Origin of the sequence: Arcobacter arenosus, assembly GCF_005771535.1 — a bacterium.
Classification (GTDB): Bacteria; Campylobacterota; Campylobacteria; order Campylobacterales; family Arcobacteraceae; genus Halarcobacter; species Halarcobacter arenosus.
The window spans coordinates 75,268-98,307 of the sequence record NZ_VANU01000008.1 but is presented as its reverse complement, the minus strand read 5'-3'; the positions used below and the strand labels follow the sequence as shown (position 1 = coordinate 98,307).

Below are 23,040 nucleotides of genomic sequence, written 5' to 3'. Positions count from 1 at the left end.
TTTATAAACTATTTATTTGGTTTTTTCCATTATTTTTTGATAAATACATTGCTTCATCTGCCCTTGAAGTAATTGTATCTATACTATCTGATTGTTTTAGCATTGTAACACCAAAACTTGCTGTTACTTTAAGACTTACTAGTTTTTTAATTTTTATATTTGATTCAATCTCTTTTCTAATATTCTCACAAACTGAAGTAGCATTTTCTAAAGATGAACCAATAAAAGCAATAACAAACTCTTCTCCACCCCATCTACCAACAATATCTGTTTTTCTTATATTTGTTTTTAAAATTTTTGCAATCTCTTTTAAAACTAAATCCCCTTTTGCATGACCATAATTATCATTTACTGATTTGAAATTATCAATATCTAAAAATGCAAAAGATATATTTTGGGGTCTTCTTTTATTTAAATCAATCTCTCTATTTAATTTTTCTTCAAAGTCCCTTCTATTTGAAAGGTCAGTTAAAGAATCGTATTGAGATAAGTATTCTAGTTTTTTACTATAGTTTCTAATGATATAAAAAACAATAAAAGCAATAATAAAAGTAATAATAATAGAAGTAATTAAATTAAAATAAAAAATTTTCTTTACATCTTTAGTAAAATCATCTAAATTTGCTTTAACTGTTAAGAAAAGGTCAAGTTCAGGTATATATTTTGTGTTTATAATATATTTAGAATCATTATTCTCATATTCAATAATATTACTTTTTTTTGAGATTATAACATTTTCAAACTCTTTAAGGGTTTCATCTTCTTTTATAGTTTTATATTTATAAAATTTTCTTTCAGATAAAACTACCTTTCCATTTTTATCAAAAAAAGTTACTTGAAAATTGTATTTGCTTCTAAAGGTCTCAAGTAGTTCATCTATATATGATATTTTAAGGGCAACTCCCGTTGCACCAATGAAGTGAAAGTTACTATCAAAAATTTTATAGTTAATAAACATAATCATATTATTTGACAAGTGTTCATTAAAATCTAAATTTATTTCATGTTTGCCTTGGGAATTATAAAAATCAAAATACCATTTATTTGCTGGATTATCTTTTTTAATTTTTTCAACAACTCCATGGGGAGTGTAATAGTTTTTTGTTTCATTAGAAACTAAAAAAGTATTAAACATATTGTATTTATTTTTAATAGCTTCTAGATATTTAATAATTTTCTCTTCATTTGATTCTTCATTTAATAGCCAATCATGAACAAAGGTATCATTTGCCATCATTGAAGAAACTAAATATGGTTGGATAATATTTTTTTGTATGTCAGAATAAATATTATCTAAAGATAAAGGAAGGGATTGATTCTTCAATTGTTGTTGGGCACTATTTAAAGAAACTAGATAATTTATAAAAGATATACTTATTGATAAGACTATTAATAAACTTGAAATAACTATAATAACTTTATATTTAGAATTCATATAAAACCTTTAAAAATAAAAGGAAATCATATCTTTTTAAAACTTAACAATTAAAAAATAATTATTAGGCACCAATTTTTTGTATTATATTTTTATAATTATTTATCAAGTATTAAAGGGGGTTTCTGTTAAAAACAGCCAAAAAGGTGCTGTTTTTAACATTGAACTAAAAGATTAAAAACTTTCCCATTCATCATCTTGTTCTTGAACTTTTGCTTTAAAGTTCTCTTTTTTAACAGAATTTGAAGGTGAAGATTTAATAATTTTTTCTAACGATCTTCTTTCTTCACCTGTATAAGATTTTTTAGATGTTCTATCTCTTTTTTTTAAGTTTTCTTTACCAATAAACTCTTTTTCATCGGCACTTTCTAGAACCATTTTTGCAATTTTATCTGTTTCTAAAGCTATTTCTTGTGTTTGAGAAGCAACTTGTGCATTCATTTGTGTTTGTGTATCTAATTGAGCAACTGCTTGATTAATTTGTTCTATTCCCGTTAATTGCTCTTTACTAGACATTTCAACATTATTGATTAAAGTAATTGTCTGATTAATATTTTCATTTAAAGCAACATAACCATTAATCATATTTGTAGCAATCTCTTTACCCTCATTTGCTTTATTAGTTGCACTTTCTACTAGATTTTTTATCTCTTTTGCAGCTTCTGCAGATCTATTTGCAAGATTTCTAACCTCTTGAGCAACTACGGCAAACCCTTTTCCAGCTTCCCCTGCTGTTGCAGCTTCTACCGCCGCATTTAATGAAAGTATGTTTGTTTGAAAAGCAATTTGATCAATTATTGTAATAGAATCGTTGATTAAATTTACTTGTGTATCTATCTCTTCCATTGCAGTTGTTGTTTGGTTTGCTAAAACCTCTCCATCTTTTGCAGATTTAGTAACTTTTTGTGAGATTTGAGCCATTTCATAAATATTTTGTGTATTACTTCTAATATTTCCTGTCATTTGTTCTAATGATGCCGCTGTTTCTTCTAAAGAAGAAGCTGCCTCATTAGAGTTGTTATTTAAAGATTCTACATTTTCTAATAATAAAGCCGAACTATCATCTAGTTTTAAACCATCACTTTTACTTGCAACCAACATAGCTGTAATAGAATCACCTAAAGTGTTAACTCCATTTGCAAGCTTTAATAAATCCTTTTGAATTCCAGTTGTATTAACTTTATCAAGGTAGTTGAAATTAGAATATTTTTCTAAGACATCTAAAACAGATTCAATATTATGTTCTAAGTTTCCAGCCATACTGTTTAAAACCTCTTTTAACTGTTGCATAGCAGGATTAGAAACATTTATATTAACTCTTTGACATAAATCACCTTGTTCAAACTCACCTAAAACTGTGATTGTTTCATCAATTAATTCTCTATCTTCTATGATACCTCTTTTAGCTTTTTCAATATTTGAATTTATTAAATCTGACATATGACCAAACTCATCTCTACAAGTTATTTGTTTAATCTCAACATCATTTGTTTCTCTATTTAAATATGCAAAAAAGTTTTCTAAACCTTCATTTATAAATGTTACTTTAAATACAATCTCTTTTGTAATCATTCTAAAAATAAAAGATAAAATACCAAGAATAATTAAAAGAATTAATCCTGCTTTTTGTGCTGAATTTATAAACTCTTCTTGGATATCATCAATATATATTCCTGACCCAAAAACCCAACCCCAAGGAGTAAATTCTCTTACATAAGAAAGTTTTTTCTGTGTTTCTTTAGTTTTTTCATCAGTCCTTGAATAATGAACAAAACCTGAACCATTATCTTGAGTAGCTTCAACAAAAGCTTTAAAGATATTTTCATTATCTAATTTTTTAGTTGATTTTGAATCTTTGCCAAAATCAATGGCAGTAGCAAGATTATAAGCTTTATCATCCATAACTTTACCATTTTTATTTAAATCTATTGGATGCATAACCATTTTTACAGAATCAATATTATTATCATTTATCCAAATATAATTATCACCCTGATATCTAAAGTTTTTAAAGGCTTCTATAACATTATTTTTGGCTTCAGTTTCTGTAATTTGCCCCGATTCAAATTTTTTATACTCTTTTTCTACAAAACTATAGGATAAATCAATTACATTAACTAATTGAGTTTTTTTCTCTTTAAACATCATTTTTTCTTGTCCAAGTAAAAGAATAACAGCTAATATAATCATTGATGTTAATGATACAATTGACACAAGTAACATTTTTTTAAAAACTTTTAAATTGCCAAAAAGCTTTCTCCATATTTCATACATATTTTCTCCTTTAAAATTATTATTTATTTGAATTTTATGTTTTATAATAAAAAAATAATCAAAGATTATAATATAAATAACTTAAATTAATAGTAAAAAAATGTTTACTTTTTGAACGTTTATTCAATTATTTCAGTAGAAGAGTGCCAGTATAAGAAGTTGTTTTAATCGCTTTTAGTATTGAATCAATTGTAACCTTTTCATCATGAACAACAGTTACTTTTTTTGTATTTAATCTTGCACTAACTTTTTCGACTCCATCAAGCTTCTTGATAGCTTTTTTCACAGCTGTAGTACATAAAGGACAGTGCATACCTTTTACTTCAAATACTGAAGTTTGTTGTGCAAAACCTGAACTTACAAAAAGAACTAGTAATAATAAAAATTTCATAATCTACTCCATAAACATAGGAATTATTTCTGGATATAAAAGTATTGCCAATACAATTAAGAAAAATAAAATAGCTAAAAAATAATTTTTAACTTTTTCACCTTTTGTGCATTCACATTTAATTTTTCCATTTAATTTTTTAATTCCATAAATAAAAAGAATAACTGTTAAAACAGCCATCGGGATTCTTATGTATTCAAGTGTAGTAAAATAAGTTAATATTCCACCTGATACACCAAAGAATAAAAATAAAAATGCTGGTAAACAACATAAAGTTGATAATAGTGCAGTAAAAACTGCACCAATTATCGGTAATACGTAGTTTTTCATACTCTCTCTTGCGAAGTATAAGCATATGCAAAAGATTTAGGATCATAGTAGTTTTGTACATCTTCACCTAATTCTGCATAAGGATAACCTAACATATTTAAAGGATATTGCGCTGGCTTAGGATTTAATACAAAATCTCTAGCATAGTTAAATGCAACCCAGTTCATTTCCCAGTTACCAAACATAAAGTTTTTAGTTTGAATTGTTTTTTCAGATTCATTTGTTAATTTTTCACCAAGTCTTACTTTAGTAACGTCTGCTGGATCTGCTGGTACCCAACCTAAACCACTTACGTAAAACTCTGCTCTACAGTGTTGTCCACCAGTAATATTTGCAAAACCTTTTTCATCTGCTTTTCCACAAACTTTTGAGATTTTTGATTTACCAGCTCTAATACCAAATACTTCTCTTGATGGAATATTTGCATTTCTTAAAAGTGCAACAAATACTGAACTTATATCTGTACATTTTCCACCATAGATTTTTTCATCTAAAGCTTTACCAGCATCTCCAACTCCACACCCAATAACTGAATTGTCTCTATACATAGTAGTTACTGTCCAGTCATATATAGCTTGAGCTTTTTCTAAAGATGTTTTTACATCTTTTGTGATTTGTGCTGTAAAATCTTTAAGTTTATCATTTACAGGGATATGAGCAGTTGGTTTAAGATATACTTTTATTTCATCCGAATAATTTTCATCATTTTTAGCTTTTGATAAATCGGTAAAGCTTTGCTTTGTTATTACCTCAAATTTTACATCAATTTTTGGTTCTTTTTCTTCCACTTTCCAAGTTGCATATAAAACTTTTGTATTATATTCATTTTCAACGATTTCTGCTTTTTCATAATTTCCAGAATAAGAGATATCAACTAGTTCTTGATATTTTGAACTCAATGGAACTGGAATCCAAATTTGAGCTTTTTCATTTGATGATTCAAGCTTAAAATTATTGTTAATTGTAAACTTTCTAATACCCTCTTTGATACCAAACGGATTTTTGTTTTCATTAGCAAATACTAAGTTAGGAATAACAGTAGATGTTGCAGCCAAGATTGTTGTGTTTTTTAAGAATGTTCTTCTATTCATTTTTTTACTCCAAGTGTGTTGAAGCATATGTAGTCATAATAGTTTCACGCATATCAATTATGTCCAACCTAAACCTTAGGTTAATGCTTAATTTTAAAATATTATAATTTTAAAATATTAAATATAAATCTTTTCTTAAAGGTAAAAAAAAATTTACCCTTAGTTTAAATTTTAAATTTTATTTTTACTTCCTACAATTTGTTTTAATTTCTAATAAATTCTCAATAAGTACATTAAAATTTATCAAATGCAAACTCTTTTGTTCAAAAACCTTCTTTATTAAAAGAAGGTTTTTGAGATTAATCATTTTTCATATCTACTTTATGTGACATAAATCCAATAATACCAACAAAGAAAAGACCTCCAACGATATTTCCTAATGTAACAGGAATAAGATTCTTAACTAACATTGCCTCAATTGTTAGATTATTGATTTTATCAACAGAAACATGAGCTAAATGAGATAAAGCTTCTATATTACCACCAACTTCTGCTAAATAATGAGCTTTAGCTAATAAACCTTCAGTAATAATAAACATATTAGCAACACAGTGTTCATAGCCAGAAGCTACAAATGCACCAATTAAAAATGCAATACCTAAAATTTTACCTGCAGTATCTTTTGCTGCAATTGCAGTCCATACCGCCATACAAACAAAAACATTACAGAATATTGCTCTGATAAATGCTTCATCAAATGCTAAAGAAGTTTTTCCTGCCCCTAATGCCATAAAGTGTTTTAAAATTTCACCATCATATTTTAATGGTAAATTTGTTCTATAATACATATACGCAATTAAAACTGATCCTACAAAATTAAATACCCAAACAATAATCCAATAAATTGCCATTTTACTTAATGGTAACTTATGTTCCATTGTTGTAACACCAGTTAATAGTGAACTTGTAAATAAGTGTCCTCCAAAGAACACAACCATCATAAGTCCAGCAGAGAATGCAATACCCCCTAAAAAGTTTGCAATCCCTGGAGCTGTGGCTTTTGCAACACCAACTGTTGCATGGGCCCAGAAAATATCACCCATTGCAATTGATCCACCTGCCATAATTGACAAGAAAATAATACTTAACATTGGCATATTAGCCTTATGCCCTGAACCACCTGATACAGCTTTTGCTGCTTCTGCTGGAGATAACATTACTTAATCCTTTTATTATCATTTATCAAAAATTGTATTAATTTCAATTAACTTTTCTAATCCTCTTAAAGCTGTTACTTTAGCTTCTTGAGAAATCTCTGGATTTACTTCTAATACATTTTCAATATCTACATTTAGTCCTAAAAACAGAACTCCTTTACAAAATCCTTTTAAATAACTTATAAGTATTGGCATTGGTAAATTGTGAGTTGAATACATATATTCTCTTTCATCACTTACATCAATTACATCAACACTGCCAACTTTGATACCTGTCATAGCATCACCTATTACAACTAAATCAGGTTCATATTCTCTTATTAAATTAAATTGGCTTTCAGGAGTATCTTCTGCATAGAAAACCTTCCATCCCAAATCTTCTTTTTCTAGTAAATTACCTAAATAAGCGCAAATACCATCATCACCCCTTAAAGTATTTCCAACTGCTAAAAATGCTTTTTTCATAATTTTTTCCTAATAACGATATAACCTTCTTGTAATGAAAGAAATTGTTCTTTTAAAAAACAATTAGGCATTTCATTGACTAACATTCTTGCATGTTCTGGAAAAACTTCTATTTCAAAATATTTACTAAGATTACCAAGTTTGAAAGTTGCATATTCATCACAAGATTTTAGCATTTCATCATAGGCACTATCTTCCATTTCTCCTATACATTCTACAAAGTCAACACTTCCTATTCCATGTCCTACAGCTAAAGAAAAAATTTTTATTTGTTCCAAAGGTGTTGGCATTTTTTTCTTAGAAGATGGATCTACTTGTCTTTTTGTTAATCTACATATTTCAATCATCACAAACTCACTTTTTTTTAATCAAATTTATATTCTTCGAGTATTTTTCCATAATACAACATATGCGTTAGATACACTTCATTATGTATTATTTTCATACACTCAACATATCTCTCATCAAATTCTTCATCAAAAGCTTTTTCCAATGCTACTTTCGTCAGTACAACATTTTTAATATCTAGAGATTGTTTTACACCATTAATATACTTATCAAATAGTTTCCTTGCTAATAAATATCCCATTAAAACTTTTGCCTTTGCCATAACGTCTCTTTCAAAGAGTATATTTCCAAATATAGATTCAGAGATTAACTCTAAATTATCTTCTCCATCTTTATTTTCAATATAATTAACTTTTTGGTCTAAAATACCCAAAGCGGTTGCTAATCCATAAATTATTCCCGCAGGATGAGGAGGACATCCTGGTATATAAACATCTACAGGAATCACTTTATCTATCCCACCCCAAGTACCGTAAGCATCATGAAAGATTCCCCCACTAGAACCACAAGCTCCAAGAGCAACAACAATTTTTGGGTCAGGCATTGCTTCATAAGCTCTCAAAAGTGGATAATACATTTGTCTTGTAACAGGTCCTGTACAAAGTAAGATATCTGCATGTCTTGGGTTTGCTACAAGCTTAAAACCAAATCTTTCAGGGTCCCACATTGGAGTAATTGCTGCAAAAATTTCAATTTCACAACCATTGCAAGAACCAACATCAACTCTATAAACACTAAAACTTCTTTGTATATTATTAAGATGTTCTAATTTTGCTTCTAATGAATTTGCACAAGCTATTTCATCTGGAACTACATATGTTTTACTCATTATTTACTCCTGAAAAATATTTGTTAGATTCTTCAACTACTTTATTTTTTTTACACTCAGGACAAGTTCTAATATATTTTGTTTTTTCATCTAAGTTATCACTAGACCAACCTGCTCGTTCTAATCTTTCAAGATTATAAGAGATTAATCTTTTAGTTGTAAAAGCTGAATTACAAACTTCACAATATTGTAATTCAAGCTCCCCAACTATTTTTAAAGCTTTTTTATCAAACTTCACAGCTAATTCAAACTGGTCTGATTGAACAACAGCATTAGTAGGACAAACCTCATCACATCGTCCACAAAATATACAACGAGCACAATCAAACTCCCATACTAACTTATCCCCTTGTTCATTTAACTTTACATTAATTGCATTTGAAGGACAAGCCACTGCACAAGCTGTACAGCCTATACATTTATCGTAGTCATAAACTGGTTTACCACGAAACCCTTCATGAACCTCATAAGGTTCAAAAGGATAATTATATGTGGCTAAACCATATTTTTTTGCTATGTCTATTATTTTCATACTATCCTCCTACATTTTCATTAAAGGAGAATTTTTCAGCGTCTGTGAATACTGTTTTAAATCTTTATGTGTAAGAATTTTTGATTTATTCTTATTAACGTCGATTACAGTAACTCTTTCAGTACATGAATAACATGGATCAAGGGAACATACAATTAATGCTGCATCAGCAATAGTATTTCCTCTAAATTGATATCTTAATGATGGCCAGTTATTATAAGTTGCTGCCCTACATCTCCATCTATAAACCTTTTGAGCATTTCCATGCATAATCCAGTGAATATTTTCTCCCCTTGGAGCTTCTACATTTCCAATACCAAATGCTTCTGGACTAATAAGTGTTCTTGTTGATATAACAGTTTGTCCACCTGGTAACATCTCTAAACATTGTCTAATTATTGAAACAGATTCTAATAATTCATAATATCTAACCGTTTCTCTTGAAAATACATCTCCACCATGTTCAACGGGAATATTAAAGTCAAGTTTGTCAATAAAATCATATGGATGGTCATATCTTGAATCTCTTTTAAACCCTGAACCTCTTACATTTGGTCCAACAGGAGAGAAGTCTCTGGCAACTTGTTTATCTAAAACGCCAACTCCAATCCATCTATCAATTTGAGATTTATCATCCATAACAGCATCCCAAACCTCTTTTGTTTGTTGCTCAATAATTTTTAATAAATCTAAACTCTTTTTTATCTCTTCACCTGACATATCTCTTCGAAGTCCACCCATAACAACATTTCCATAGGTTTTTCTTCCCCCTGTAACTAATTGTGCAAGTTCCATTGAATATTCACGAATTCTAAATATCTGCATAAAACTAGTTACATTTCCTGTAACTTCACAAGCAAGTCCTATATTTAATAAATGGGAATGAAGTCTTTCTATTTCAAGACAAATAACTCTAATTGCTTGGGCTCTTAATGGAATTTCTAATCCAACTGCTTTTTCAGCTGCTTCAATACAAGCAATGGCATGGGCATAACCACAAATTCCACAAACTCTTTCAGCTAAATATCCCATTTGGTCATAGTTCATTCTATTTTCTGCAAGTTTTTCCATACCTCTGTGTTGATAAAATAATCTAAAGTCTGCATCAATAATAGTATCTCCATCACAATATAATCTAAAATGGCCAGGTTCGTCACTTGTGATATGCAATGGTCCTAAAGGAACATCTAATACTTTACTTCCCTCAGGATGTAAAAAGTCATAATCTGGTTCATCTTTATGATCAACTGCTGCTGGTCTATGTCTATAATCCATTGCATCTTTTCTTAAAGGATGAAGACCTTCTGGCCAATCATCTGAAAGAACTAGTCTTCTAGGATCGGGTAAACCCACAGCGGTAATACCAAACATATCAAATGCTTCTCTTTCATACCAAACAGCTGCAGGAACTTTACAAGTCACAGATGGAAAAGTGGGATCATTTGCTGGAAGATAAGCTTTAACTGTCATCCAACACTTTTCTTCTTGAGGAAGTTCATCCCCCTCGTTCATTTTTCCACCTTCCATAGATAACACATAATACATAGCAAAACTACCATTTAGTTGTCGTTCATCATTAGGAATCATACTTGATAGCCAACCACCTAAATCATAATATAAAATTCTAACTGCTTCTGGTAGGTCATTTCTATCTACAGTAATAGTGATTTGGTCATCAGCCTGTCTTTCTACACTAATAACCTTAATAGTCTCTTCTACTTTTTTTATAAAATTTTCACCTTTTTTCATAATGAATTCTCCTTATACGCCAATTATAATTTTTACTGCACTATTTAGTAAGCTAACCCAGCTATCAACTGTGAAAATACCAAATATAATGATTAATGCCGCAAGAGCAATAAGAGGTGCATTTGCTTTTCTTTCCACTTCACCACACTGTACTTCTGTTTTACTTTGTCCAAAAGTTGCTAAATTATAATGTGAAAAGTCAGCGATAAAAATAATAATCAATCCAATGATAAATAGTGCTACAGGGATATAACCTCCTGAAGAAATAGCTTCTTGAATAATATAAAATTCACTTACAAAAATCGCAAAGCCTGGCACACCAACTAAAGAACAAACTGCTATACCAAACAGTATTGCTGTAATAGGTGCAATTTTAATCATTCCACCCATTTTTTCCATATTTCTAGTACCGTAAATCTTTTGAATATTTCCTGTTACACAAAATGCCAACGCTTTTGTAAAAGAGTGAGCAAGGGTATGAAATAATGCTGCAAATATACCAAGAAAGCCACCAAAACCTAAACCAACAGCAATTACACCCATATGTGCAATTGAATGGTAAGCAAACATTCTTTTTACATCATGTTGTTTAATTAAGAATAATGCTGCTACAAACACAGTTAATAATCCACTTACAATCATTACACTTTGAACAAACTCAAATCCTAAAGTTGAGTTTCCAACAATTGCGTAGTATCTAACTAAACCTAATAGAGCACATTTTAAAAGAATACCTGATAACATAGCCGAAGCAGGAGCTGGACCTTCTGAGTGAACATCTGGTAACCATGTATGTGTTGGAGCAAATCCTGCTTTTGTACCAAAACCAATTAATGCAAAAACAAAAATCAATTTTAATGCATCTGAATTTATCTCTTTTGCATGACTCATTAATGTAGTCCATAACATCGTACTATGACTATCATTGATTACTGAAAAACCTGCACTATATAAAAGAACAGTTGCATATAAAGCAAAAGCTAAACCAATACTACAAATAACTATATATTTCCAAGCACTTTCAGTTGATTTTTTACCTTTATTTATAGCAACCATAAATACTGAAGATAATGTAGTTGCCTCAATTGCTACCCACATTAGTACAATATTGTTTGCTAACACTGAAAATGTCATTGTAAAAATAAATAGATGAGATAAACTAAAAAATAGTTTTACATCTTTTTCTGTTATATGAGCACTCTCAACTTGCCACTGCATATATTTAATAGAATAAATATTTACAAGAACCCCTGTAATTGCAATTAGTGTGACAAAAACTCCACCAACAGCGTCTAAAAATAGCATCTGATCAAAGATAAAATATGTTTTGCCATTTACAACACTTGCAACAGCTGCCAATCCTAAAATTGCTTCAATAATTGCCCCTCCTAAATGAATAGAAGTTAAAATTTTCAAGTCTTTTTTTAAAAACCAAATCAGACCTGATATGATTAATGGAACAATCAATATTAGAAATAATAATAATTCAATATTCATATTTTATCCTTTCAACTCATTAGCTTTAGATACATCTAAAGATCCAAAATATTTAAAAAATCTTTGAGCTAAAATAGACATAATCACTACTGCAAAAATTGCATCAGTTAATATTCCTAACTCTGCAATTTCTGGAGAGTTATAAGCCATTAATGCAAGAGATAAATGTATTCCATTCTCAAACATACAATAAGCTAAAATCTGTTTTATTGCAGAATTTCTTAAAATAAAACCAAAAATTCCCATCATGAAAACTGTAATTGAAGCCATTAAAGGAATTGCCTCTTTTATTAGAGAAAACTCTAAATAGATTGGATAAATTGCCATTGATATTGCTAATGAAAATCCCATAGCAATAATAGGACTTATGAAAAAGCCAGAAACTGGTTCATCTTCACTTTTGACATCCAATTTTTTTACTAACTTTAATAAAAGCATTGGAATAAAAACAACTTTTGTAAAAAATGCAATCATTCCCCAAATACTTAATTGTTCAGCATCAAATCTAAATGCTAATGTAAAAAATATTGAAACAAGTATAAATGTTTGTACTGCATAGGTATATATTGAAAACTGGTAGTTTCTAAGTGAAAATACACCTAATGAAGTTATAATAATTGCTATTGATAAAATACTTAATAAATCTAACATATTAAACTCCTACTATATATAAAATCAATGCAACTGAAGAAACGCAAAGTGCGACTATAGCATTTGATTTAAAACTTGTTAATAATTTATATCTAGGTCCAAAATTATCAATAAATACTGCAGCAACATAAAAAATACCAGCTTTTAAAATAAAAACTATTAATGCGAGAAATGAATTTTCAAAAGTCCATGGTTCAAATATAGTTAAAAACATACCAATCATTGCAAACTGTTTTAAAATAAGTCCTGCATGCGCTATACCAAAATCTGCACCTGCATATTCTCCTAAAACACCCTCTTGAATCTCTTGCTCTGCTTCTGCTAAATCATAGGGATTTCTTCCACACTCAACATACATTGCCCAAAGAAAAGAGATTGAAGCAACTGCAAAAGCTGGCATTTGATAACCTATATCACCATTTTGAACCAACATTTGTATTTCAGCTAAATTTGAAGTTTTTGCTAAAAGCATTACTACTAATAAACTACTCATCATTACAGGTTCAACAAAAACGGCTAACATCTGTTCTCTACTTCCACCTACACCAGCAAAAGGATTTCCTGAGTCAATTGAAGCTGCACCAAAAATAAATCTTAACATTGCACCAATATAAAGAACAACAAAAATATCAGAGGCATATGAAGCTAATGAGCCAGCATTATATGAAATAGGTATAACTGCAAGTAATGCAGCCCCTGCCCCAAATAATGTATAAGGCCCAAATCTAAATACCCAATGAGAACATTCTGGTACTGTTCTTCCTCTTTTAAAAAGTTTTTGAATATCTCTATAAGTTTGGAAAAAATCTGAAGGTCCTCTTCTTGATTGCAATCTTGCTCTTAATACTCTGGCCATCCCATCAAATAAAGGTGCAAGCATGATAATTACTACTACTTGTAATAACATAAAAAATATACTCATAACATGCTCCTACAATAAATAACTTATGACTAAAAACAGACATAAGCCTAATAAAATATATACAGAATAAGCCGAAGTGCTACCATTTTGTAAAAGACCAATTTTTCTAACACAATACATAGTTAAATTTATTATTGGCGCATAAAATGCATTCCACCAAATATCTTTTGGTTTATCTGTATAAACTACTGGTTCAAAATAACCTCTATCTTCTACAGTAGGCTTACTTCTAAATAACCATTCCATCAATCTTCTTAAGTCACCAGTAAATGGACCTGCTACCATTTGCATTCTAGAACTATATTTAAATCCACAAGCCCAAGGATCAGTCTCTCTTGGTTTTGTTTTATTAGCTCTAAAAATAACTACTATAAGGAAAGGTAAAGTCATAGCTCCTACTAATACCATTGTTATTAATGGAAGTGAGATCTTATTTCCTAAAGTTGAGGCAATAAATCCTCCATCAGGTGTTGCTTCGTAAGCGCCACTAAATGAAGTAACAACTGTCATTATATTTTCAGTTACTACACTAGCACCTATACCAAAGGCAAAACATCCAACTATAAGAATAAACATTCCAACTAACATTGAAAGAGGTGCTTCTTTTGCATTATCCCAGATTTTTTTATCCCTTGGAGTCCCAGCAAAGATAACTGCATATAATTTTAAGTGAATAACAACTAAAACACCTGTAAGTGCTAAAGCAATGACTGATAAAGTAAATACAGTTCTAGGAAGAATACCTTCACTTAAAGCACCTTGAATCATTCCGTGATAAGTAAACCATTCACTTACAAAACCATTCAAAGGAGGTAGCGCGGCAATACCCATTACACCAACAAACATTCCAATTGCTGTAAATGGCATCTTTTTTGCTAAGCCACCTAATACTTCAATTTCTCTTGTATGAGTTCTAAATAAAACACTACCTGCAGCTAAAAATAATAAACCTTTAAAAATAGCATGATTTACGACATGGTATAGTCCAGCTAAAAAACCAATTGTTGCTAAAATAGGTGAATTTATTGCTATTCCATAAACTCCTGTTCCAATTCCTAATAAAATAATTCCTATATTTTCAACTGAGTGATAAGCAAGTAAAGCTTTATAATCGTGTTGAATTAATGCATATAAAACACCTAAAAGAGAAGACAATGCTCCTAATACAACAATTAATAATCCCCACCATTCTTGAATAGGAAGCCACAAACAAAATTTTATAATCCCAAATAAACCTAATTTAATCATCACTCCACTCATTAATGCAGAGATATTTGAAGGTGCAGCTGGGTGAGCTTTCGGAAGCCAAACATGAAAAGGAAACATACCTGCTTTTGAACCAAAACCAACTAAAGCTAATATAAAAATTGCACTCGCATATAATGGTGACATCTCTACACTTGTAAAAGAGCTAAACTCTAAAGAGCCAGATTGTGATGCCAATAATAAGAATGCAGATAAAATACACATTCCTCCAAAATGAGCAACTCCTAGATAAATCATAATTGCTTTTAAAGAACTTTTTGAATCATTAAAACAAATTAAAAATGCAGAAACAACAGTCATAATTTCCCAATAAATCATAAACCAAAAAACATCAGATGCCGATACAACTAAAAGCATTGATAGAATAAATGCATTAAAAAGAAATGCCATTACAGCTAAACTTCCTTTTTTTTCATACTCTTGCGAATACTGAATTGCATAAATTGAAGAAGCAAGTGCAATTAGTGAAATAACAAAAGAAAAGAAGTTTCCTACTGGTTCTAATGTAAAGTTTGGGCTATATAATAGTTGTTCACTAAAGTTATAAGTGCTTGTCTCTCCTATATTAATTAAAAAATAAAATACACCAATCAATGATGCAACTGCAGAAATTGAAAAACCAACTTTTGCAGCTAGATTATTTTTTTTATATAATAAAAGTGAAACAACACAACCAACTAGATATATCAAATATACTTGTGTCATTTATAATCCTTTACAAATTCTTTGAAAGTATTTCAATAAATGATGATACCGCTTCTTCCGATTTCTTATTTACTAAATTACTCTGACCATCTTTACCATTTACAAACATCAATGCTCCGGTAGGACAAACTTGGACACAAGTTGGACCACTTTCAGAGCCTGCACATAAATCGCACTTAATTGCAATACTTTTTGCACCTGATTCAGATTCTAAACCTAAGTTGTATTTTGGTTCCATTGAATAATTTACCGATGGCATAATTTCAGCTTCTGCTTTTATTGCACCAAAAGGACATGCAAGAGTACACATTTTGCACCCAATACATATCTCTTCATATAATTCAATACTTTTTTCACCAATTCTTAATGCTCCGGTAGGACAAACATTTGCACAAGGTGCATCTTCACATTGTCTACATTGGTTAGGCATTGTTCCACTTGCAGTTCTAGTTACAATTAATCTAGAAACTGCAAGTTTTCCCCTTTTGTAAGAAGATTCGTAACAACCAGCCATACATGTTGCACATCCAATACAAACTTTAGGATTAGCAATTACAAATTGATTTACTTTTGATTGTAAACTCATAACTATCTCCTTACTGTTCTATATTGTTCAGAAGGGTGCATTTGCATATCAGATTCATGACGAATCTTGATAAATTCCTCTTCTGAAATCTTTTTAATGGCAGCAATAGTCATTTTAAGTGGATTCATACCTGATAATGGATCTGTTTCTTCCGCATTTGCTAATTCATTTCCATCTGCTTCAGCATAATGAAATGTAGTAAAAATTGTTCCATGTCTAAGGTCTGGATTTATTCTAACTTTTGCTGCAATTCTTCCTCTTTTATTTTCAACAACTGCATAACAATTTTCTTGTAAATCTCTTGCATTTGCAATATCAGGACTAACTTCAATTGCTGGTCCCATAATGTCTGAACCTAGTTCTAGAGGTTTACATTCTCTTGTCATTGTTCCTGTATGATAGTGATAAACTTTTCTTCCTGTTGTAAATAAACAAGGATAAAGTTCATTTACTTTTTCACTTAAAGCACCTGAACCAACTGGATAACCTTCTGGTATATTCATTTTTTTAATAATTTCTTGTTCTAAGATAGCTCTATTTTCTTTTTCATCTGCGTATACAACTGGAGCAAATTTAAATTTACCATCAGGAAGCATTGATTTATTTCCTTCATACAATACAGGCGTTCCTTCATGATCTTCAGTAGGGCAAGGCCAAGATATTCCATCTAGTTTTTTTAGTCTTTCATAAGATATTCCACCAAAGAAATTTGGATTTACTTTTCTAATCTCTTCCCAAATCTCTTGGGCTTTGTAAAAGTCAAAACCATTTAACCCTATTCTATTTGCAATGTTACAAATAACTTTCCAATCGGCTTCTAATCCAAGAGCTGGTTCAACTGCTTTTGAAATTAATTGAACTCTTCTTGAAGTGTTTATAAAAGTTCCTTCTTTTTCTCCCCAACATGCAGATGGTAAAATAACATCAGCTTTTTGGGCAGTTTCAGTTAAAAATATATCTTGAACAACTAAAGTCTCTACAATTTCAGTTACATGAATAAAGTGTTCTGTCCATGGGTCACTCATTACTGGATTTTCACCAAATACATAAAGAAATTTAACTTTTCCTTCTTCTATTTTATGTGGTGCTGATGTTAATGAATATCCCGGTTTTGAACTAATATCATAACCCCAAATCTCTTTTATGTGTGCTCTTACTTCTTCTGATGTAACCAAACCATTTGGTACAACATGAGGTAAAGCACCCATATCACATGCACCTTGCACATTATTTTGACCTCTAAGAGGATTTACTCCTCCACCCTTTTTTCCTAAATTACCTGTTAATAAAGCAAGGTTTGATAATGAGAAAATGTTTGATGTCCCATCAATAAACTGAGTCATACCCATAGTGTAACAAATCGCAGCAGTGCCTGCTTTTGCATATAATTCAGCTACTTCAATTACTTTTTGTGCAGGTATTCCTGTCTCTTCTTCAACTTTTTGAGGAGTAAAACCTTTTACTGCCTCTTTCACATATTCAAAACCTTGAGTGTGATTTTTTACAAAATCTTTATCATATAAATTGTTTTCTATGATATAATTAATGAATGCATTTAATAATGGAATGTTGTATCCAACTGGAATTTGTAAAAAGATGTCTGCCTTTTTCGCCATGTCAGTCTCTTTTGGATCAATTACGATCATCTTAGCTCCACGTTCAATACCCCTTAACATTTGCATTGCTATGATGGGATGACATTCACTTGTATTTGTACCTATTAAAAACAATACATCTGAATGAGTTGCAAACTCTGTTAGATCATTTGTCATGGTCCCGTTTCCTAATGTTTTAGTCAAACCGACTACTGTAGGACCATGTCATAATCTTGCACAGTGATCTATATTATTAGTTCCTTGTGTTCTAAATAATTTTTGAAATGTATAGTTATCTTCATTTGAGCATCTTGCCGATGAGAATCCCATCAAACTGTCTGCACCATACTTTTCAACTGTTGATTTCATTCTTTGAGCAACAAAATCATAAGCTTCATCAAAACTAACTTCTACTAAATCACCATCTTTAGAAAATTCGCCATTTTTCTTTCTAATCATTGGTTTAGTTAGTCTTCTTGGGGAATGTACATATTCCCAACCATAAAGTCCTTTAAGACAAAGTTCACCGTCATTGACATGATGTTCTTTTGTAGGTTCAGCTTTTACTATCTTATTATTTTCTACAAATAAATCAATATTACAGCCTGTTCCACAATAAGGACATGTAGTTTGAAACTTTTTCATATCTACCTCTCTTTATAATGTAATACTTAAAATACTCTTAATTTAATAAGCTATATTTAATATTCAAGTAGAATTTTAATAGTTTATTTTTTATCTGTCTGTCACATGAATGACAGTTCAGTCAAGTGTTTTGGTAAAATTTAATTAACTTTTACTATTCTTTTAAGTAAAATTATATGTGAAGTAGGTTTTTATTTTAAATACACTTTTTAACTACCATTCAATCAGAAAATAAAATTGCAAGAAAAACAAGAGTTAACTGTCAGATAAATGACACTTTGTAAATTTTTTTTCTGATAATATTAAAACTAAGTTTATATTTAAAACTAAAAATATTTTTTTAGTTTACTATAATGTTTTATTAAAAAGAGGGGGGATAAATAACTTATGCCATTTAGTAGAATAAAAATTGATTCAGTTGATTTATCTTCTGTACTTTCAGAAGAGGAGTTTAATTCAATTCCTATAAAAAAGTTTTCTAAGAATAATATAGAATATTCTGATGATAAATTAAATTTATTTGTTTTTAAAAATGGTAAGGCAAAAGTAAGTATATATGGAGATGAACAAGAGTTTGTTCTTTATCACTTAGAAAAAAACAATATAATTATCCCTGTTGAAACATGTGTAATAGAGTTTTTAGAAGAATCTGAAGTATATGTAATTGATGCAATTCAGTTTGAGAATTTTTTTAGAACTCCAAGTTTTGCAACTGCAGTATTAGCTTCACTTAAATTAAGAGCTGAAATTGAAAGAAGAATTATTCAAATGCTTGTTTTTAAAAACTGCCGAACAAGAATTTCATATTTTCTTGTTGAAGTTGCTTTAATGCAAAAATATTTGGATAAAAAAGAAGATGTTGTAATTAATCTTGATTTTTCAATGCAAGAATTTTCAACCTTTATTGGAGCTAAGAGACAAACTGTATCAACAGTGTTCAATGAATTGATTTCTGAAAAGATAATTACAAAAGTTGGATTCCATAAATATAAAATATTAGATTGGAATCGACTAAGATCTTTTTAAAATCGATTATTTTCAATATTCCTAACTCCCATAAATTATAAATAAACCATTTACAAGCTCTAAAACTCTTTACAAACCTCAAAGCCAGATATAGCAGCACCAATAGCCCCTGTTAATTGAGGATATCCTACGCTAATTACATTTTTTTCTAATTTTTTTGAAAGAAGATGAAGTAAAAAACCATTTAATGCTCCACCACCTGTAAAAAGTATTACATCACTTTTTATAGCAAATTTTCTTGCCATTGATGCAAGTCTTGAAGCAATTGAATCATGGACGGCATAACATATATTTGCGGCACTCTCTTTTTTTGCAATTAAAGATATAACTTCTGATTCTGCAAAAACTGCACACATACTTGAGATACTTAACTCTTTATTTGCTTCAAAACCAATTTTTGAAAACTCTTCAAGTTCAAGTCCCATTCTACTTGAAGCTATTTCTAAAAACTTTCCAGTTCCTGCGGCACATTTGTCATTCATTTTGAAATCTACAAAACCACCATTTCCATCAAGCATAATAACTTTACTATCTTGTCCACCAAGATCAATTACCATTTGAGATTCTTGGGCAAAATAGTATGCACCTTTGGCATGGGCTTTTATTTCTGAGATAACAGGACAGCAAAAGGTATCTTCTATCATATGTCTTCCATATCCAGTTGAAACTAACATTTCAACATTTTTATCTTCTAAATATGTTTTTACTATCTCATCTTGATTTACAATTGTTGGAATAACTTTTGTATCAATAATCTGTTTTTTTTCATCGATTCCACATATTTTAGTATATGTGGAACCAACGTCAACTCCCCAGTACATATTTTTAATCTTTATTTTTAAAGTTTTTTGCTTTTTTCTTAAAAGATATTGATTCTAAAAATGCTTCAACTCTAGTTTTAATTTGACCTGCATCTTCAGGTGAATAATCTGATTCAATAACTAAACATGGTATTCCAGCAGCTTCAAGTGCTTCTGTTACTAAATGAGATTCAACATTATATGTATGACAAAAAGATAATGTATAATAGATAACTCCATCAGCTTTTCTATCTTCATACATTTTTAAAATTTTATCAATTCTTGGTGTATTTGGTGTAAAACACGCACAATCAACAGCACTATATCTTTGCATTAATTGTTTCATTAAATCTTCTTCAGTTTCAACACTATCTAAATCAACATTGTCTTTATAGTATCTATGCCCAATACATGATTCTTCATTTATAATAGCACCACCTGAGCCCTCAACTGCTGTGTGAAGTTTCCAGTTTGGTGGAGCAATTGGAGTTCCTAAAACCATAAGTCTTGGAGTGTCTTTTTCAAATACAGAATTATTTTCATCAATTCTTTTTTCTAATTCATCACATAATTCATTTACTTTTTGTGTATATCTTCTAGGGTCATCTAAAAATCCCATTTGATTTATAAATAATGCATCTTTACCAGAAATTGGTATAACATCTGGGTTCATTCCCCTTAAAGAATCAAGTCTTTGCATTGCTTTTCTTTTTTCATTGATGATTTTTGTTCCTTCAATCATCTCATCTAAACTTAATTTTTTACCTGCAACTTCTTCTATATGTTCTTTAAATTCAACAATCTCTTCTTGCCACATTTTTAAATCTTTTTCCCTTTTCATATGAGGAATATTCATTACATGTACAGGATGATGTTTATTTAAAATCTCCCAAGTTTTCTTTTTCGCTTCACAAGTTGTTTCACCATAAATAAAATCTGAACTTTGTGTATAAGCACATGTTTTTTGAAGTTTAAACCCGTGAGCTGACTTAATTAATGGACAAATATTTCTAGGAAGCTCTGTTTCTGCATCGGCAATTGTAGCGGGACTCCCACCACATAAACCAAAACATGCTCCCCCTGCACCAACAATAATCTCTTCAGGAACAAAAATACAAAATGTACCAACTGCTGGCTTTTTTTCAGCTCTTAATTTATTAATCTCTGCAATTCTTTGACCTTGAATCTCACTCATAAACCAATCAAAATATTCCATACCTTTTGGTCTATTATTTTGAGACTTAAATTGTGCCTCATAAGATTCTAATCCCATACTCATCATTTGAGCATGTCTATCAACATCAACACCAATATCTGAAAGTAGTTTTTTATGTTCTGCAACACCCATTTTATTTTCCTATAGTATAATTTTTTGTAATACATGAGAAAAAGAAGAATAATTAAGAAAGTACTGTCTTTAAATCATGTGTGTCTAAAACTTAGACAATTAACAGCATATGTAGTCAAGTAAAAAAGTTATTTTTATGTCTGGCCTAAACTTAGGCAATGCTTATATAACAAAACTATATTCCTTTTTTAATTAAATTTTTCTTAAATAAAAATAATTACTAATATATAAAACTAATATATTAATCCAACTTTAACTACATTAATTGTAAAATTTAATTAAATATTAATATAATTAAAAAATACTTTTTTGTATTATAATTAGAACTTATAATAACTGTCTAAAAGAGAAATTATGAAAGAAGAATATAAACTAACAAAATTTGTTCAAGCCGTAGGTTGAGCAGCTAAGATGGGTCCGGGGGATCTAAAACAATCAATTATTAGCTTAGTACCGTGTGATGGCCGAGTTGTTGTTGGATTTGAAAATAATGATAATGCTTCTGTATATAAAATAAATGATGAAGAATCAATAGTACAAACCCTAGATTTTATTACACCTATTGTTGATGACCCTTATATATTTGGAAAAATTGCAGCTGCAAATTCACTATCTAATGTTTTTGCAATGGGTGCAAGTGTTAAAACAGCTTTAAATATTGTAGGTTTTGATAAAAAAAACCATGGAACAGAAGTATTAAAAGAGATACTTAGAGGTGGAAATGAAAAGATTCAAGAGTGTGGTGGTCTTCTAATGGGAGGAAACACTATTGAATCATTAGAGATGTTTTATGGATTATCTGTTACAGGGATGATTCATCCCAATAAGATATATAGAAATAATACTGCCAAAATCGGACATGTATTAGTTTTAACAAAGCCCGTTGGAACAGGTATTTTAACAGATGCAATAAAAAAAGATTTATTAGATGAAAATGCAAAAAAAGAGACTATAAAAATTTTAGAAACTTTAAACTATCTACCATCTAAAATATTACGAGATTATAAAGTTAGTTCAGTTACCAATATATCTGATTTTGGTTTATTAGGTCATGCTTTAGAATCAACTAGTAATTTTAATTCTTTTGCTATTCATTGTGGGGAAGTTCCAGTTATAACAGAAGCAAATGAATTAGCAGCGCAAGGAGTTTATCCAGAAAGATCTAAAAAAAATATGAAATATATTGAAGATAAGACAACAATAATGTGTGCAACAAATGCCTGCTATTTAATGTACTGTGATACACAAATTTCTGGTGGACTTTTAATAGCGATGGATCCTGATGATGCTAAAGAGTATATAAAAGTTATTGAAGATTTAAGTTTTGGATATGCTTCAATTATTGGTGAAGTTATACCTAGAGGTGCGAGTCCTATTATGATTTATTGAATTCACCTT

The 23,040-nt window shown here is 29.9% G+C and carries 21 protein-coding genes; 2 read left to right on the top strand and 19 right to left on the bottom strand.

Going from position 1 to position 23,040, the window contains the following annotated elements; genetic code table 11:
- Position 1: 1 nt before the first annotated feature.
- The 17 genes from FDK22_RS15040 to fdhF form a co-directional block, all read right to left on the bottom strand.
- A complete protein-coding gene (locus FDK22_RS15040; RefSeq protein WP_138153809.1) occupies positions 2-1,435 on the bottom strand; it encodes a sensor domain-containing diguanylate cyclase in 1,434 nt (477 codons plus the stop codon).
- Between the two features lie 174 nt (positions 1,436-1,609).
- Positions 1,610-3,709 carry a methyl-accepting chemotaxis protein gene (locus FDK22_RS15035; protein WP_212745012.1) on the bottom strand — a complete coding sequence of 700 codons (2,100 nt, stop codon included), beginning with the start codon at positions 3,707-3,709 and terminating at the stop codon, positions 1,610-1,612.
- A gap of 127 nt (positions 3,710-3,836) precedes the next feature.
- Positions 3,837-4,100 (bottom strand): heavy-metal-associated domain-containing protein, encoded by a 264-nt coding sequence (locus FDK22_RS15030; RefSeq protein ID WP_138153808.1) that lies wholly within the window; start codon positions 4,098-4,100, stop codon positions 3,837-3,839.
- A 3-nt stretch (positions 4,101-4,103) separates the two neighbouring features.
- Positions 4,104-4,430 carry a transporter gene (locus tag FDK22_RS15025; RefSeq protein WP_138153807.1) on the bottom strand — a complete coding sequence of 109 codons (327 nt, stop codon included), beginning with the start codon at positions 4,428-4,430 and terminating at the stop codon, positions 4,104-4,106.
- On the bottom strand, positions 4,427-5,521 hold the full coding sequence (locus FDK22_RS15020) for a transglutaminase-like domain-containing protein (RefSeq protein ID WP_138153806.1): 1,095 nt from the start codon (positions 5,519-5,521) through the stop codon (positions 4,427-4,429). Before FDK22_RS15020 ends, FDK22_RS15025 begins: the two co-directional genes overlap by 4 nt.
- A gap of 299 nt (positions 5,522-5,820) precedes the next feature.
- Entirely contained in the window at positions 5,821-6,678 is an 858-nt protein-coding gene (locus FDK22_RS15015; RefSeq protein WP_138153805.1) for a formate/nitrite transporter family protein, read from the bottom strand.
- An 18-nt stretch (positions 6,679-6,696) separates the two neighbouring features.
- A complete protein-coding gene (locus FDK22_RS15010; protein WP_138153804.1) occupies positions 6,697-7,143 on the bottom strand; it encodes a hydrogenase maturation protease in 447 nt (148 codons plus the stop codon).
- Positions 7,140-7,490: a formate hydrogenlyase maturation HycH family protein gene (locus FDK22_RS15005; RefSeq protein WP_138153803.1), complete on the bottom strand. Its 351-nt coding sequence runs from the start codon at positions 7,488-7,490 to the stop codon at positions 7,140-7,142. The genes FDK22_RS15010 and FDK22_RS15005 overlap by 4 nt, the downstream gene beginning before the upstream one ends.
- Before the next feature lie 17 nt (positions 7,491-7,507).
- The gene (locus FDK22_RS15000; protein ID WP_138153802.1) at positions 7,508-8,320 is read right to left on the bottom strand and encodes an NADH-quinone oxidoreductase subunit B family protein; all 813 of its coding nucleotides are present in this window, start codon (positions 8,318-8,320) and stop codon (positions 7,508-7,510) included.
- On the bottom strand, positions 8,313-8,852 hold the full coding sequence (locus FDK22_RS14995; RefSeq protein WP_138153801.1) for a formate hydrogenlyase complex iron-sulfur subunit: 540 nt from the start codon (positions 8,850-8,852) through the stop codon (positions 8,313-8,315). The genes FDK22_RS15000 and FDK22_RS14995 overlap by 8 nt, the downstream gene beginning before the upstream one ends.
- A 9-nt stretch (positions 8,853-8,861) precedes the next feature.
- A complete protein-coding gene (locus tag FDK22_RS14990) occupies positions 8,862-10,601 on the bottom strand; it encodes a hydrogenase large subunit (RefSeq protein WP_138153800.1) in 1,740 nt (579 codons plus the stop codon).
- Positions 10,602-10,613: 12 nt separating this feature from the next.
- Positions 10,614-12,098: a proton-conducting transporter transmembrane domain-containing protein gene (locus FDK22_RS14985; protein WP_138153799.1), complete on the bottom strand. Its 1,485-nt coding sequence runs from the start codon at positions 12,096-12,098 to the stop codon at positions 10,614-10,616.
- A 3-nt stretch (positions 12,099-12,101) separates the two neighbouring features.
- Positions 12,102-12,749, bottom strand: coding sequence for a hydrogenase 4 membrane subunit (gene hyfE, locus FDK22_RS14980; protein WP_138153798.1), 648 nt, complete (start codon positions 12,747-12,749; stop codon positions 12,102-12,104).
- Position 12,750: 1 nt separating this feature from the next.
- Entirely contained in the window at positions 12,751-13,671 is a 921-nt protein-coding gene (locus FDK22_RS14975) for a respiratory chain complex I subunit 1 family protein (protein ID WP_138153797.1), read from the bottom strand.
- 9 nt (positions 13,672-13,680) lie between these two features.
- On the bottom strand, positions 13,681-15,642 hold the full coding sequence (locus tag FDK22_RS14970; RefSeq protein WP_138153796.1) for a proton-conducting transporter transmembrane domain-containing protein: 1,962 nt from the start codon (positions 15,640-15,642) through the stop codon (positions 13,681-13,683).
- A gap of 10 nt (positions 15,643-15,652) precedes the next feature.
- Entirely contained in the window at positions 15,653-16,228 is a 576-nt protein-coding gene (locus tag FDK22_RS14965; RefSeq protein WP_138153795.1) for a 4Fe-4S dicluster domain-containing protein, read from the bottom strand.
- Positions 16,229-16,230: 2 nt separating this feature from the next.
- Positions 16,231-18,468, bottom strand: a complete 2,238-nt coding sequence (gene fdhF / locus FDK22_RS15945) for a formate dehydrogenase subunit alpha (protein ID WP_338078805.1) — start codon at positions 18,466-18,468, stop codon at positions 16,231-16,233.
- A 387-nt stretch (positions 18,469-18,855) separates the two neighbouring features.
- Here fdhF and FDK22_RS14950 point away from each other — a divergent pair, with 387 nt between their 5' ends.
- Positions 18,856-19,494, top strand: a complete 639-nt coding sequence (locus FDK22_RS14950; protein WP_138153792.1) for a Crp/Fnr family transcriptional regulator — start codon at positions 18,856-18,858, stop codon at positions 19,492-19,494.
- A gap of 59 nt (positions 19,495-19,553) precedes the next feature.
- On the opposite strand, the gene FDK22_RS14945 is transcribed toward FDK22_RS14950, so the two are convergent.
- Positions 19,554-20,315 carry an acyl-CoA dehydratase activase gene (locus FDK22_RS14945; protein ID WP_138153791.1) on the bottom strand — a complete coding sequence of 254 codons (762 nt, stop codon included), beginning with the start codon at positions 20,313-20,315 and terminating at the stop codon, positions 19,554-19,556.
- Positions 20,316-20,319: 4 nt separating this feature from the next.
- Positions 20,320-21,642, bottom strand: a complete 1,323-nt coding sequence (locus tag FDK22_RS14940) for a double-cubane-cluster-containing anaerobic reductase (protein WP_138153790.1) — start codon at positions 21,640-21,642, stop codon at positions 20,320-20,322.
- 354 nt (positions 21,643-21,996) lie between these two features.
- Here FDK22_RS14940 and selD point away from each other — a divergent pair, with 354 nt between their 5' ends.
- Positions 21,997-23,031: a selenide, water dikinase SelD gene (selD, locus tag FDK22_RS14935; RefSeq protein ID WP_212745011.1), complete on the top strand. Its 1,035-nt coding sequence runs from the start codon at positions 21,997-21,999 to the stop codon at positions 23,029-23,031.
- Positions 23,032-23,040 lie beyond the last annotated feature (9 nt).